Consider the following 13,744-nt stretch of genomic DNA (forward strand, 5'->3'; position numbering starts at 1 on the left):
TTAGCCTGGGCTGACACCAACGACCTGGGTCAGGTGAAGCTTTCACCCGAGAACTTTACGAGCGTTCAAACAGCAGAATCAACCGGACAGTGACAACGAGGAATGCTGCTCAATCAACCGTTTGCGACGGTAGGATTCTCGTCCACGTCCGGAACGTCCAAAACGGCAAACACGTCCGCCAAGCTGATCTTCAATCCGGGCAGAACGTCGCCACCATCGAGTGATTCCGTTTCGCCAAGTACCGAGGACTGCGTCGCCGTGGTGAAGACGGCAACGGACCTTCGAATGGGATCCACCGTCCAAACCAACCGGACACCAGCGTGAAAATATTCGCGACGTTTGCGAGCCATTTCCGCCCGAGTGTTCCCCGGACTGAGAACCTCCACCACCAAATCAGGAACAATTCGAGGAAACGCCTCCTCTGGCAATCGCCCGCCCGGCAGCCGGTCCCAGGACAAAAAAGCCACGTCGGGACCGCGAATCAGATCTGGAAAGAGGGTCACAAAACCATCCGGCCCCGAGACGATGCCCAGCTTGTGTTGCCTCGCAAATGCACTCAAGAATTCGATCAACACAGCCGCCAGCAGTGACTCCCGAACCCCCATCTGCTTCTCCACCAATTGGCCATCGACGAGTTCGCACATCACACCCTGAGCATGAAGGATGGCAAGATCCTCCGCTGTGGCGGGCCTGGAGGCTTCAACCACCCGCAATCGATCGGACGAAATGCCTCCCAGGTCTGTCAGCGTGTCAGCGACACTGAGAGGCAAAGCCGCATTGGCGGTGGCGTTGGGAAGACCGGGAATTTGCATGGTCACATTCTAACTCAAATCAGGTGACCGACTCAAACCAAAGCTCTCTGCTTCTAAGCTGGTCGGCAGGGATGACCGGGCATAATCAGGTGAGCCGTTTGGGCGTTAACCCCGGTTGGACGTGGGAGCAACGACGCTTACCGGAACAGTCCAAATGCCGAAAGACTCCTGCCGACCTGCTTAGAGGAGGTATTCGACGAGAGCGAACTAAGGCTCAACTTGTTCACCACCGTCCCGTGTGATCAAAGCCTTCAGTTTTTCTTCGTCCACCGGATCCATCGTTCTCACGGCACCATCGGCCATCAGATACCGAAGCACGGCATCATCAGCAAACTCTGGCACCTCACTGAGATCTTGCGGCTTCGTCCAAGGAACTGACGATTTCGTTTCCAAAATCAGCAACGTGTTGGCAAGTCCATCCCGGATGTCTTTGAACTTGACTCCATCGTCGATGCCCAACGCACTGGCACCATCGGCGATGCCTTGATAGTTGGCGTGCCCAACGGGTTGATCTATCGGCGCATCGGGACTTCGATAGATGGAAGGCATCTTCGCCAGCAACTTCGAGTTCGCTTCACTGTCCCACGGTTCGTCGAAATGATACTGCTCGAACAACTCCTGTTGCTCAATGAAAGGTAGAATCGCCACTCGCCAAGAAAACGGCTTCAGCTCGGATTGGTCGTTGATTCCAATCGCTCCCTCTCTCGCCATCGATGCCGAGGCAGGAAACTTTCGATAAGCCGACGCAAAGTTGTGAAAGCCGATCACCATTTGTATCAGTTGATTGATGGACTGGGCGTCGCGATCAACGGCCCGGATTTTGCCGCCAGCTTTGACAACGGCTTCCACCCCCATCTTCTTTGCATTCATGAGCAAAGTCACAACAGGAAGGACAACTTGTAGGGAGTGAGAACCGCTCTCCTGCGAATCTTGCCTCATTAGCATGGACCTGAACCGGCGAGACAACAAGACAACTTCAAGGGCGTCAGTTGGAAAATCCCCCAGTCGCTCAACGATAAAAAATCCCTTGCCCGCATCGAGCCCAAGACCATTGGGGCCCGCTTTGGAAACTGGATCTCTCATCTCGAACTCCAATCGATCACCTCTAAGAAAACGGTAAACCAACAGCTGCGGTGCAGCCTCCGTCGGGATTGAGTTTGTGAAAAGAACTTCTCTCAAATCGCCATCGCCCGAAGTCATCGCGGCAAGATGCCCCGCCGCTCGAATGGACTGATCATCAGCTACGTAAAAGTCCCGACCATCAAATGCAAGCAGCGTGGCATCTGATCGACCAGAAAGTCGCCAAACACCCTGAAGTCGCTCAAGATCTGATTTGGTTTGGATTCCTCGATCTTGTTTTGAAAGCGGCGTGACCAATCCACTGCTCAACGCGTCCATCAAGAAGCGGATTTCTTCCTGGGTAAAACGACCCGTGATAGCAATGTCGCGTCCAACTTCCGCCATGATCGTCGGTGCCATTCGGATCTTCCCGTTGACGATGATCGCCAACTTTCGTCGCATGTTGCTGGCCGTGAGTTTACGAAGTGCCTGCCCCGCCGAATTACTCAAGCGAAGATCGATGTGCGAAGTGCCCTTTGCTTTCGCCATGTCGATCTCTTGGCGAAGCTTGTCTTGAGTGATTGCCAGCGAATCAGCCTCGCGGACCAAATGCAATGTTTTCCCGTTCATGTGCAGCGGCGAAGAAAGGTTCGCATCAGGATCGGCCGCATACCATCGAAACCCATCACGCGTGACAGCGAAGTCCTGAGGAAGACCTTCGTATTTCGAACCGTACTCCCGCATTTCTTCTTCGGTTGCCAAGATCGCGAATTTTAGAAACGCTTCTTCACGCTGTTCTTCGAATCCGGCAACGGCGGGCAACGCGATGTTTTCAGATGGTAGGTCGCGCGCCACTTCGGGAACGATGCTAACTTCGCTTCCATCAGGTGCATTCACGGTCACGATCGAACCGTCGGGCATTTTGATGCGGATCAATAAGCCACTCATCAATCCAATGAACAGCCCCAAGAAACCTGCGGCGATCGCCGCGGTGAGGGGAACCGTTCGGCGTCGCCAACTTTGTGTTTTGGGAAAAACCTTGGTTTCTGGATGGCTGGCGGGTGCACGCTCGGGTGAGGCTGTTTCGGCACGAGCGATCAAACCAGCCAGATTCGCGTCGCTCACAAATAGCTTCAGCTTTTCAGCGACCTGCATCGGCGTTTGTGGTCGCGATGTTGGGTCTTTGTCCAACATCGATGCAACCAACTTGTTCAACCCAGCGGGTGCATCGGGCAAGAAATCTCTGAGCACCGGTGGTGGCGAGGAAACATGAGCGGTCATCTTGGCAAACGCGGTCGCGCATTGCGGTCCAGCAAACGGGGCCTGCCCCGTCAGCAATTTGAACAACGTGCAACCAAGCGAATAAATGTCGGCGCGAACGTCGACGCCACGACTGTCCGTGACCTGCTCGGGGGCAATGTAATCCGCTGTCCCCATCGCTTGTCCGGTGCCGGTCAAGCCTGATGTTTCGTGACGAGGCTCCTGCAAACGAGCCAATCCCAGATCCAACAACTTCACCTCGCCAGAATGACTCAACATGATGTTGGACGGTTTGACGTCGCGGTGAACGAAACCTTGGTCGCTGGTGTATTGCAGTGCGACGGCCACTTGGCGAATCAGATCACAAGCGTCCGCAACGCCGATCGGCCCGGTTCGCGAAACCAACTGAGCCAAATCCATTCCGTCAATGAATTCGGTTATTAAAACCGCTGTGCCATCGATTTCACGTGCGTCATGGGCCGTGACGATCCCGGGATGACTCAACTGTCCCACGGCCCGCATCTCAGCCTCAAATCGCTCTTTCATTTTGGCATCTGCGAGACGATGCCCGGCCAAGACCTTGAGCGCGACCAGGCGGCCTAGTTTGGTATGACGAGCCAAATAGACATTGCCCATCCCGCCGCGGCCCAGCGGGCGAACGATCTCATATTCACCAATCGAGACCGGAAAATCCGGCTTGTCCGAGACGGCGGGTGATTGCTGGCCAATTCCGATCGCACCCAAAGCAGCGATCACGGCCACGTCGCATTGTGGCTCGAGAATCCATTCCGAAGCGTCGTCAGGCGATCGAATGGCTTGGATCAAAGAGTCCTCGCCATCGCCGATCGTTTCCAATTCGGATTGGCAAACTTCACAATCACGAAGGTGGTCCAGCATCGAGTCGCTGTCTCCTTCGGCCAATCGGCCCAGCGTCAAATCCTTCAACCGTTCGATCGACGGGCATTCAGTTGCGGTCATCATGGGTGTCCTCCGGGATAGTTAGGGTAACGCACCAGGATGAACGCAGGCATCTGACACCATTTGCTGATAAAATCTTTTTCATGAGCCACGCGTCGCCCTCGAACGAACATCCCACCCTGTCATCGATGCTGATTTCCGGCGTCAAACAGATGGATGCCGAAAGCTGGACCCGTTTGGTTGGCACCTTCGGCCCGATCGTCTACCGCTGGTGTCGGACCTCAGGAATCCCCGCGTCCGATGCACCCGATGTGGTGCAAGAAGTCTTTGCATCCGTGGCCCGAGGCATTGGCGACTTCCAAAGAAAGAAACGCGAAGGCAGCTTTCGTTCTTGGTTGGCCACGATCACACGCAATCGCGTTCGTGATCACTTTCGAAAGCTCAACAAACTCGCTGAGGCTGATGGACGAGCGATCGGGGGCAGCGAAGCGCTCGATCAATTGCATCAAGTTGGTGAGCAAGAAATTGCCGACACACTAGATTCCACCATTTGCCCCGCGTCAATCGAAAGCCCGCTGATTCGCCAAGTCATGGCGTTGGTCGAATCCGAATTTGAAACCATGACCTGGCAAGCGTTCTGGGCCACCACCGTCGATCAGCAACCTGCATCAACGGTCGCAGACAAGTTAGGCCTTTCCGTGGCCAGCGTTTACCAAGCGAAGTCGCGTGTGCTTCGCCGACTTCGCAAACGAATGGCGGAACTGCCGGAATAGACCAACGGCAAGTCATTGCCCTGAATCAGTTGGCCTCGTTGATCTTATTCAGGGTGTAGTACGCCTGAGGGTGCAAGAGCGGGTTGCCGTCTTGGTTGCGGACACCATTGGAATGAAGCTCGTGAACATGACCGAGTTGCAATCCGTCGATCACCAATCGCACGTGCATTCCGTCCTCCGAAACAGTTGCCGATGTGATCGTGGGTTTGGTCGGATCCACCTCTGGACTGCCATACTGCGAACGGTACTCGTACGTGTAAGTCTCAATCTCATAACCCGCCAAATCGGTCGCCGTTGCCGCATCAACAGGCTGAGTGAATTCCAAATCGAACCCGTCAGAGGTTGATTTCATGTGTTTGATTTCAAACGGGACTTTCCCAGTCCAATCCATCCGTTCGACCGCGAAAGGACGAGGGCCCGTTGATCCCCAACCTCGGTTGGTCCCGCCAACAAACATCGATCCGTTGGGAGCCATTTCCATTCCGACATTTCCCGAGGCAAACCCTCGTCGGAACGGAAAACAAACGCCTTGCCAAACGCCATCCACTTCTTCCAAGTCGACTCGCATGACCGTGCTTTGCGACTGATCGCTGACGAACAATTGTTTTTCGAACGGTCCAAATTTGCCGCCTGACTGATCGCAAACGATGCCCGACGCACTCTTTCCCATCTTGTCGTAGGGAAACATGACCACTGTTGGTATTAGTTCTGGGATCTTGGCCGCTTCGGTCAAAATGCGACTGCCGCTTTCAGGTTCTTGAGGACGCTTGCCCATGTTCGGTGCATCGTCATACCAATCCCAACCACCGGGATGGCCCATGAACTTGCCTTCTCGCAGCACTTTCAGACCACATGTTCCGTTCCAAGGGCCTTGGTTGTCGGTGTAGAAAACATTGCCGTTCGAATCCGTCCCCATCCCACCGGGCGAGCGCACGCCGCTGGAATACGGAATGGTTCGGCCGTCCGAAGTGACCTTCATCGCCCAACCCCGAAACGGAACCTGGCTGCTGAACGACCCGGTCAGACACAACGTGATCAGCATGTCACCGTTGGCATCGAGTTTTGATCCAAACGCGTACTCGTGGTAGTCACCCGACACGCCCCATCCATCCGCATGCGTCTGAAAAACGTCCGCCGCACCATCGTCATCGGTGTCCTTCAAACGTGTGATTTCAGGACGCTGCGTCGCGATCAACCAACCGTCTTGTTCGGTCAAGCTGAGTGGTTCATGCAGCCCGCGAGCAAACACACTGAACTGATCCGCGGTCACTTTTTCAGCGAGTGGATTCTCGATCATGAAGATGTCGCCACGGCGTGAACACACCGCCAATCGACCGTCTTCCATCCATTCAAAGCCACACGCTTCGATGACCTCGCCCTCCGGTGTTTCGAAGGTCGTGATCGTGTAGTAATCGCTTTCCTTCGGTTGATCCGCCTGAGTCGCTGAGACAAAGCTCAACAGCAAAACCAAGCTGGCCAAAAATCGAATTCGCATGAAGTTCATCGTTCAGGTAATCAATTAAAAGTTCGGTGGCAAAAGTGTCAATTCAAAGCAACGCGTCGGAGATTCATCACCAAGCAATTGTCTGCTGGATCGTCGATGCTTCCCCGGCCGGCAAAGCAGCACGCCAAATCGCTTTGCCATCCACCGTCACCTTCTCAAGCCGTATGCCTTGAATCTGCAAACTCGTTTGGTTGCTGACACGGAAAACTTGCGTGCCCTCCGATTCTTCCACGAGTTCCATGGGCTGGTCGGTCGGTTGCCACACCCATTGCTCGCCGCCATTCGCAGCGGGAACCGAAATCGTCAACGTGCGACGCAGTCGAGGCAATGGTTTCTCACCAGCCGGCGTTTGCGATGAAATGGTGTCCTCCACTTTCAAATCACCTTGAGCAAACCCAATGGTGATGGTTTCGCCGCCACTCAATTGATACCCGCCAAAACGGAAGTCACGAGCTCTCGCCGACTTCTCCGGCCAAGCTGCAGCGATGCTTGGAAGCTGCGCCAACGTTGACTGTCCCTCCAGAATCGCGACCGCATCCCCAAGAGGTTCCTGGCGACCTTGCCCCCGACCACGCCAGTGCATCGATGCATCGAAGAAGCCATTCCTCCAAACCCGAGACAAAGTCATTTGCTCGGCATCCCAAATCAGGTTGGTTTTATTTGGGAAGGCGATTCCAATCCCACGCGCACTGACTCCGGTGAAGAAGTTGCGATAGATCCGGAGTGCCTGCTCGGTCGGTTGCAACACAATCGCGTCCTGTTTCAGCCCCACAGGTTCCTTGGCTTTGTCGCCAAGCGACAGGTACTTCCAAATCGCGTCGGTTTGGTTGACCGGGTCCCCGTCTTCAATCGTGGTGATCGCGGACTTGCCATCCACAAAACTGTTCGGCATCCGAGTGCCGGGTCGGTACAAAGTCGGGTTCTGCAAGTAACGTTGGAACCATTCATATCGAAGTCGTTTGGGCATCGTCAAAAGATCAATGGCTCCCAATCCACCCCCCGTGTCTCCACCGAAACTATGACACTTGATGCACGCCAATCCGTCGTTGCCACAAAGCTCGCGACCGTTGGAAACGACCGTGGATTCGTTGGCGGTGGTGTCCGCTTCTTCGACCGTCGGATTCATGTCCAAACGACCAACTGCGGCATGCCAGTCTCGCAGCGGTTCGTACGCAAACGCCGGCATCCGCGTGCCCATGTAACTGCGAATGTTGGCGCCGTGATTCAACACATCGGTGATCGTTTGAGGAGTCAGTTTGTCGCCAACACCCGTTAATTGCGGAGGCAAACGGCCCTCCAGTCCCATCTCGGGAACCGTCGAAACAAACGACTCGTCGCGTGACAACTCGGGTCCGCCGACACCATCGCGTTGGTGACAGGCGTAGCAATTCAACCCCAGCATCGTCATGTGAACACGACGCGCATCGGTCCCCTTGGGACGTTGTCCAGAACGCCGCCGCTTGAGCGCCGACTCAATGGCGGAAGTCTGAGACGCCCCCAACGCAAAGTCGACCGCTGGTGCCGAAACGTCATCGGACAAACAACCTTTCCCTTCGCTCGCTTGATCCAACGCGGGTGCTTGAACCGTTTGCAAAGCAGCGGCCTTGTCCGCGCCCGCCGAATGACAATTGGCACATCCGGCAGCGTAGAACTGCTGCTTTCCTTTCTCAATCAAAGACGAGTCCGCAACAAATTCGCTTGGCAACAAATCCAGTGGTTTTCCCCCCACCGTGTTGCTCAACCAAATGGCAATGTCGTCGCGAGCGAAGGAGTCACCTTCCACTTCAAGACTCAGGGAAGTTTGCCCTCCACCATCAAAGTACTCCACGCGGACGGGATACACGCCGACCTTCAACTCGTATTCAGCGGTGACCGTTTTGTGAGGATGGATCCCATCGTTCTCCAATCGATGGCCGTCAATTTCGAGCGCACTTCCGTCGTCGCTGGCCAAGTAGAACGTCAACTTGGTGTCCGAGTTCACATGCAAATCGGTTTCGTAAACGATCGCGAAATTGTTTCTTCGTTTCAGGTCATCAAACGTCAGTCCACTGACTCGATCTTCGGAGACAGGTTTCAACGAATCGAACTTTGGCAGTTGATCCCATGACCCGTGATAAACCTTCCTCGTGAATGAGTCCGCCGTTTCGCCCACGGTGACTTCGCGAGTCAGATAGGCCGCGACCGCCATGATCTCTTCGTCGGTGCCCACCATCGCTGGCATTCGCAATCCGGGGCGAAGTTGGTTGCAGGTTTTCAAGAACTTCGTCAAAGACGGCAATGTGTACTTGCGATGTGGTTTACCCAGCGGCACCGACATCGGGCTGGGACTGGCGGGATCGGCCGAGTGGCAGGCGACGCAGCCAACTTTTTGGTAGAGCTCTGCGCCACGATCTGCAAGTTTCGCACTGACGATTCGATCTTCGAGTGGTTGATCGTTGATGGAATGCAGGTAGCTTGCGATTTCATTCGCACGTTCCCGTCGCTCAGCCGCATCCATTGCAGGCCACGGATCGGGCATCGTCGTTCCACGCTTGGTGGTGTGGGGATCGGCGATCATTTCAACGATGGCGTCGGCACGAACACGCCCAAAGACTTGCGACAAATCGGGACCGCCCTGCGAGGGCAACATCGATGTTCCTGCTGCGTGACACGCTCCGCAGGCCAAGTTGTCGATCAAGACTTCGCCGGCATCGGCCATCGACAACGCATTGGTTCCAGAGAAACGTTCAAATCCTGAAACAATTGGCCGCTTGGCTTCGCGATCCGCGTCGCGTGGCAAAACCCAAATGTTTCGGTATCGAACCGGGTTCCCGTGATCTTGCAAATAGATGGGACCAGGCTCGGGCCCCTCTTTCAATTTCGCGCCGGAGTCACGTGCGGAACGACGACATTGTTCTGAACAATGACTCCGTTCAAACGAACGGTCATCCGAGCATCAGTGACTTTCTTCCCTGCGTCATCGAATCGCGCCGCCGTGAAATCGACATCGTATGTCTGCCACTGCATTGGCGGATAGCAAACGTTGACCGCGGGAGCACTGACGGTGTAAATCGCACCGCATTCGTTATCGAGTCCTTCCAATCCAAACGAATCCAACACCTGAGTTTCGTAGCGGCCTTGGTGATAGATGCCACTGTTGCCACGCTGTTGGCCCGTTGCCTTGGGCATGAACGGCGTCCGAAACTCCAAGTGCAACGTGTAGTCTTGGAATTTCGGCTTGCTCGTTGTCCCCTGCATCAACCAACCTTCAGGACTGAGCCGTCCATTTTCCCAATTTGCTTCCGCCGCATCTTTGGTTCCATCGAACAGGACAGTCGCTTTCGCCGGTGCGGACCGACCCATCGTGCTGCTGACACGCTCGACCCGTCGCAGATTCATGGAATCCACCAGCCCCAACAAAACGTCTTCGTCCGCTTCAATTTTTCGCGGCGAAGGCTTGGCACCGGCCCCGGGCAGGCCACCTTCATAGATCACGACGTCGAACTCGCCGTCCCCGATCGCAATGACCTGGACCCCAAGCTCGTTGGCGACATATTCACCTTGCAATTCAAGGTCCGGATCACCGGCTGCCGGCTCTTGGGCGGAAACTGATTTAAATCCAATCGCACATCCAAAAACCAGAATCAATCCGGCCAGAGGTCTCAGAACTGGCAGACGCATTCGCATAGGGAAAGTCTTCAAAGTTAGAATCATCGAGAAGTCAGTTCAGAAGGGAGTTCGTATTTCACAGTGTTTTCATCCGAGGCCGCGCTACGGAGCAACGCGAGTGCTGCGGCAACTAATTTTTCACCCGATCCAGGCTGGGTTCGGGAATTGATGACCTCGTAGCTGCCCTGGGCATACGCGGCATGCGTGGGCAGGTAGGCGGTTTCGACACAGTTGGACAACTCAATCACCAGCGTGGTTTCAAAAGGCGAATGACGCTTGATCGCCAAACCTAAATCAACAAAAACCTCTCCAGGCAGGAAGACGATGGCCAACTCATCCCCCACAGTGATGGTCGCGACCTCAACGGGCAAATGATCACCGATGCCTTTCCAGGCAATCATCGGCGAAACATTCGCTGGATCTTCGCCGTCGATCCACGAAGGATTGTGGGTCAAACGGTCCAGCTGAGCATCTCGGTTGGCGGCAACGAGATCCTCAAACGCCACCTTTTCGCCCCCACGGGCAATCGGGATCAACTCTCTCGCTCGATCAATCTGCTGTTCAGTCAACGTTTGCAGCGGCAACGGCACCACCGCGTGACGATATTTTAATCGCGATTTCGGATTGGGCGATGTTTTGATTGAGCTCTCCAACATCGAACGAGCCTGGTTCACCAAGGTCTCACCCAAAGAATGCCCAATGAATTCGCAGGAATTGCGTTCTTGGCGGGATGGATCGGCGTGATTGATGTCACCGCACGTGCCAGCACCAAAGATCGAAAGCACATCGTCACCAAACTTTTCAGCCACCGCTCGCTGCATGAAAGCCGGGTAGTCCGCACTCCAACGCGTCCCGCCGACGGTGTCCAAATGCAACGCGTAGCTGCTGCAAATCGTGAACGGTCGATTGGTTTCGGAATCGACCACCGCGATCACGCCCAACTGGTCATCGATCGGACCAGCGGAACGAATTCGCTCTGGGTTGGACTCACGTTGCCACGTCAGAATGCTACCGTCTTTCATGACCGAGCGTCGATTGAATGAAACCGGCACCGATTGAATCGCGTTGCCCGCCAAGACTTTGGCCGAACGCTTGCTCGAGATGGCGTCACCGATCGCTCCCACAATTCCGTTGACCAGCTTTTCTGCGTAGGGAGACTCCTCTTTCAGTTCACCACGAAGATGACGAACCAGGTGTGCTCGATAATCCGGAGCGGTGTGCGAATGTGTCGCTGAAACAAGGTGATTTTTGGCCGGGATCCCGTGCAACGATTCGGATCTCCGCGCCACTTCTTCGAACAAATCGCGGGTGATGCCGACCAAATCACAGACCACCCAGACCACCACCGTGTCGCCTTGTTCAAAAACCATCGCTTTCGCAAACAGCGGGTCACGTGTTTCCGTGGCCAGTCGCTCATGAAAATAGCCTGACATCGGGAATCCAATCGGCGGCGTGATCTCTCGCTGAGCACTGCCGACCAACAAATCCGACTCCGAAGCGGCTTCGAGCGTGGCATGGTTGGGCGTCGGTTCCTGCCCGCCAACCATCGAAGCACTGACAAGGATCCCAATGACCAAGCAAAACGACAGGTGCCAATCAAGCCAAATCGAACGTCCGGAAACAGCCAAGTATCTGGCCATGGTTCTTCCTGTGATGGAGGCGGGATTTTGAGGTGGGGGCCAAGTTCAGCCGGAGGGGTGGGGTTCGTGAACCCTGAGTCATTGTAGATACTCCCGATCTCCCCCATCGCTTCCTGACACCCGTGACTCACACAAAATTCAATGCTTTCATCGCTCACCCCCGACCAAATTGCACTGTTGGCTGTGGGCGCCACCGGCATTGGATTCTCCAAATCCGGGTTCCCTGGCATCAGCATGTTGCATGTGGTCCTCTTCGCCTTTGTCTTTGGCGCGTTGGAATCCACTGGTGTGCTACTGCCGATGCTGGTCGTCGGGGACCTCTGTGCCATTGGCTTTTTCGGCCGAAAAGCGGATTGGTCCCATGTCCGACGATTGCTTCCGCCAACGTTGGTCGGAATCATGATTGGTTGGGCGATGATGGACCGCCTCGATCCCGAGCACTTCAAAACACTCGTCGGCGGCATCATTCTCGCGCTTGCCGCTGTGCAAGCCGCACGCTTGCTCCGCCCCAAGTTGTTTGAAAAATTCCCCCACCAAGTCTGGTTCTCTGTGTTCCTTGGCCTGCTTGCAGGTCTAACAACGATGTTGGCCAATGCCGCTGGGCCAGTGGTTGCGCTTTATCTTCTGGCGGTCAGCTTGCCGAAATGGGAATTGATCGGCACCAGCGCCTGGCTGTTTCTGGTATTAAACATCCTGAAGCTTCCGTTGAGCTACAACCTGGGTCTCATCACACCCGATACATTGTTGGTGGGCGCCGCGCTGGCTCCCATGATCCCACTCGGAATCTTGTCGGGAAAATGGTTGGTCACCCGAGTTTCTCAAACTTGGTTCAACGCGATCCTTCTCGGATTCACCGCAATTGCAGCAATGCGATTGATGGCCTGGTTCTGAACCCAACGTTTCCAAGCCTCGTGCCTCCGGACACCGCTGCGTTATGTCGACGGAAACAAGCTCCTCCAACGACTCCCAACCGGCCAAACTGGACGTCGAAATCCTCCGCGTCGACTACACACACGAACCGCACCGGAAATCACTGCTTCGTTTGCTTTCTGAATACGCCAATGACCCGGCAATCGGGAGCCCAGGCCTGAGCAAACGGGCCCAACAACGCGTTGCCACCGAATTGGCACAACGGCCCAACGCGGTTTCTATCTTCGCGATGATCAACCATCCGAACAATCGAGCCGAGGCCATTGGACTGGCAAACTGCTTTGAAGTCTTTTCGACCTTCGCAGCGGCCCCCGTCCTGAACGTGCACGATGTGATGGTCAGCGCTCCCCATCGCGGAAAAGGCATCGGATCCATTCTGATGCAAGCGATCACGGATCTCGCAAACGAACGAAATTGCTGCAAAGTCACCCTCGAAGTTTATCGCGGAAACCAACCAGCTCGATCGCTCTACTCCAAGAACGGATTCGCAGGGACAGAAATGGACTCCGAACTGGGGGAGACACTTTTTCTCTCCAAGCGCCTTGCCGGAGACGAATAACAGCCTGTTGAACTGCCAACCATCCACCCCCCAAGGCAAATCCAATGCAAACTGAACAAAATAGCAGCACGAACACCTGGGCGATGGCCCTTCATTTCTCACAATTCGCCGGGTACGTCATCCCGTTCGCTGGCTTCTTGGCACCAATCGTGATCTGGCAGCTGAAAAAAGATGACATGCCGGAGCTCGATCCCCACGGGCGGAACATCGCCAACTGGTTGATCACCGAATTCATTGCCAGCATCGTGTTCGCAATTCTCGCAGTGATCGGCATTGGGCTGCTGGGATTCCTCATCCTTGCCGTTTTGAGTGTGGTTTTCCCAATCATCGGTGGGATCAAAGCCAGCCAAGGGGAAGTCTGGAAGTACCCGTTGACCTATCGATTCGTCTGAACCAACCGACTGAGAACCTCTGCGTCCTCTTTCACACAGAAAACCCCCTCGTCCACATGCGCTGAATCACGCGGAGTTCCAGAACTCACGGGGCGGGGATGAAAAAGTTGACGATCTCACAGCCCGTTAGGCAGGGAAGCAGGAGCCATTCCGCACTTGAACGGTTTTGGCGAATGCCAATGTTCCCACGTACAACCCCGGCGAACGTTGGCCTGCTGAATGTGAGCGATTGACCGCCCGACAGCGGAT

The 13,744-nt window shown here is 55.2% G+C and carries 10 protein-coding genes; 4 read left to right on the top strand and 6 right to left on the bottom strand.

Features of this window, described 5'->3' with window-relative positions:
• Nucleotides 1-113: 113 nt before the first annotated feature.
• Together UH5x_RS15705 and UH5x_RS15710 are read right to left on the bottom strand one after the other, a co-directional pair.
• On the bottom strand, nucleotides 114-812 hold the full coding sequence (locus UH5x_RS15705; RefSeq protein WP_482632954.1) for a Uma2 family endonuclease: 699 nt from the start codon (nucleotides 810-812) through the stop codon (nucleotides 114-116).
• A 207-nt stretch (nucleotides 813-1,019) separates the two neighbouring features.
• Nucleotides 1,020-4,112 (bottom strand): protein kinase domain-containing protein, encoded by a 3,093-nt coding sequence (locus UH5x_RS15710; RefSeq protein WP_482632955.1) that lies wholly within the window; start codon nucleotides 4,110-4,112, stop codon nucleotides 1,020-1,022.
• An 80-nt stretch (nucleotides 4,113-4,192) separates the two neighbouring features.
• On the opposite strand from UH5x_RS15710, the gene UH5x_RS15715 reads away from it, so the two are divergent.
• Nucleotides 4,193-4,822: an RNA polymerase sigma factor gene (locus UH5x_RS15715; RefSeq protein ID WP_482632956.1), complete on the top strand. Its 630-nt coding sequence runs from the start codon at nucleotides 4,193-4,195 to the stop codon at nucleotides 4,820-4,822.
• A 25-nt stretch (nucleotides 4,823-4,847) separates the two neighbouring features.
• On the opposite strand, the gene UH5x_RS15720 is transcribed toward UH5x_RS15715, so the two are convergent.
• The 4 genes from UH5x_RS15720 to UH5x_RS15735 all read right to left on the bottom strand — a co-directional run bounded on the left by UH5x_RS15720 (nucleotide 4,848) and on the right by UH5x_RS15735 (nucleotide 11,614).
• Entirely contained in the window at nucleotides 4,848-6,326 is a 1,479-nt protein-coding gene (locus tag UH5x_RS15720; RefSeq protein ID WP_482632957.1) for a DUF7133 domain-containing protein, read from the bottom strand.
• 67 nt (nucleotides 6,327-6,393) lie between these two features.
• Complete coding sequence (locus UH5x_RS15725) at nucleotides 6,394-9,105, bottom strand: c-type cytochrome (protein ID WP_482632958.1); 2,712 nt, start codon at nucleotides 9,103-9,105, stop codon at nucleotides 6,394-6,396.
• Nucleotides 9,106-9,179: 74 nt separating this feature from the next.
• A complete protein-coding gene (locus UH5x_RS15730; RefSeq protein WP_482632959.1) occupies nucleotides 9,180-9,992 on the bottom strand; it encodes a 3-keto-disaccharide hydrolase in 813 nt (270 codons plus the stop codon).
• Between the two features lie 23 nt (nucleotides 9,993-10,015).
• Nucleotides 10,016-11,614 carry a neutral/alkaline non-lysosomal ceramidase N-terminal domain-containing protein gene (locus UH5x_RS15735; protein ID WP_482632960.1) on the bottom strand — a complete coding sequence of 533 codons (1,599 nt, stop codon included), beginning with the start codon at nucleotides 11,612-11,614 and terminating at the stop codon, nucleotides 10,016-10,018.
• 141 nt (nucleotides 11,615-11,755) lie between these two features.
• Between UH5x_RS15735 and UH5x_RS15740 the strand changes: the two genes are divergently transcribed.
• Genes UH5x_RS15740 through UH5x_RS15750 form a run of 3 tightly spaced genes read left to right on the top strand, consistent with a single transcriptional unit; the run spans nucleotide 11,756 to nucleotide 13,495 of the window.
• Entirely contained in the window at nucleotides 11,756-12,505 is a 750-nt protein-coding gene (locus UH5x_RS15740; RefSeq protein WP_482632961.1) for a sulfite exporter TauE/SafE family protein, read from the top strand.
• A gap of 43 nt (nucleotides 12,506-12,548) precedes the next feature.
• Nucleotides 12,549-13,103 (top strand): GNAT family N-acetyltransferase, encoded by a 555-nt coding sequence (locus UH5x_RS15745; protein ID WP_047816872.1) that lies wholly within the window; start codon nucleotides 12,549-12,551, stop codon nucleotides 13,101-13,103.
• A 44-nt stretch (nucleotides 13,104-13,147) separates the two neighbouring features.
• On the top strand, nucleotides 13,148-13,495 hold the full coding sequence (locus UH5x_RS15750; protein ID WP_482632962.1) for a DUF4870 domain-containing protein: 348 nt from the start codon (nucleotides 13,148-13,150) through the stop codon (nucleotides 13,493-13,495).
• The last annotated feature ends 249 nt before the right edge of the window (nucleotides 13,496-13,744 follow it).

This window comes from Rhodopirellula sp. UH5 (assembly GCF_056839225.1).

Excerpts from the sequence above, each read along its gene's own strand:
- UH5x_RS15705 (WP_482632954.1), bottom strand. The coding sequence starts at position 812 with ATGCAAATTCCCGGTCTTCCCAACGCCACCGCCAATGCGGCTTTGCCT.
- UH5x_RS15710 (WP_482632955.1), bottom strand. The coding sequence starts at position 4,112 with ATGATGACCGCAACTGAATGCCCGTCGATCGAACGGTTGAAGGATTTG.
- UH5x_RS15715 (WP_482632956.1), top strand. The coding sequence starts at position 4,193 with ATGAGCCACGCGTCGCCCTCGAACGAACATCCCACCCTGTCATCGATG.
- UH5x_RS15720 (WP_482632957.1), bottom strand. The coding sequence starts at position 6,326 with ATGAACTTCATGCGAATTCGATTTTTGGCCAGCTTGGTTTTGCTGTTG.
- UH5x_RS15730 (WP_482632959.1), bottom strand. The coding sequence starts at position 9,992 with ATGCGAATGCGTCTGCCAGTTCTGAGACCTCTGGCCGGATTGATTCTG.
- UH5x_RS15735 (WP_482632960.1), bottom strand. The coding sequence starts at position 11,614 with ATGGCCAGATACTTGGCTGTTTCCGGACGTTCGATTTGGCTTGATTGG.
- UH5x_RS15740 (WP_482632961.1), top strand. The coding sequence starts at position 11,756 with ATGCTTTCATCGCTCACCCCCGACCAAATTGCACTGTTGGCTGTGGGC.
- UH5x_RS15745 (WP_047816872.1), top strand. The coding sequence starts at position 12,549 with ATGTCGACGGAAACAAGCTCCTCCAACGACTCCCAACCGGCCAAACTG.
- UH5x_RS15750 (WP_482632962.1), top strand. The coding sequence starts at position 13,148 with ATGCAAACTGAACAAAATAGCAGCACGAACACCTGGGCGATGGCCCTT.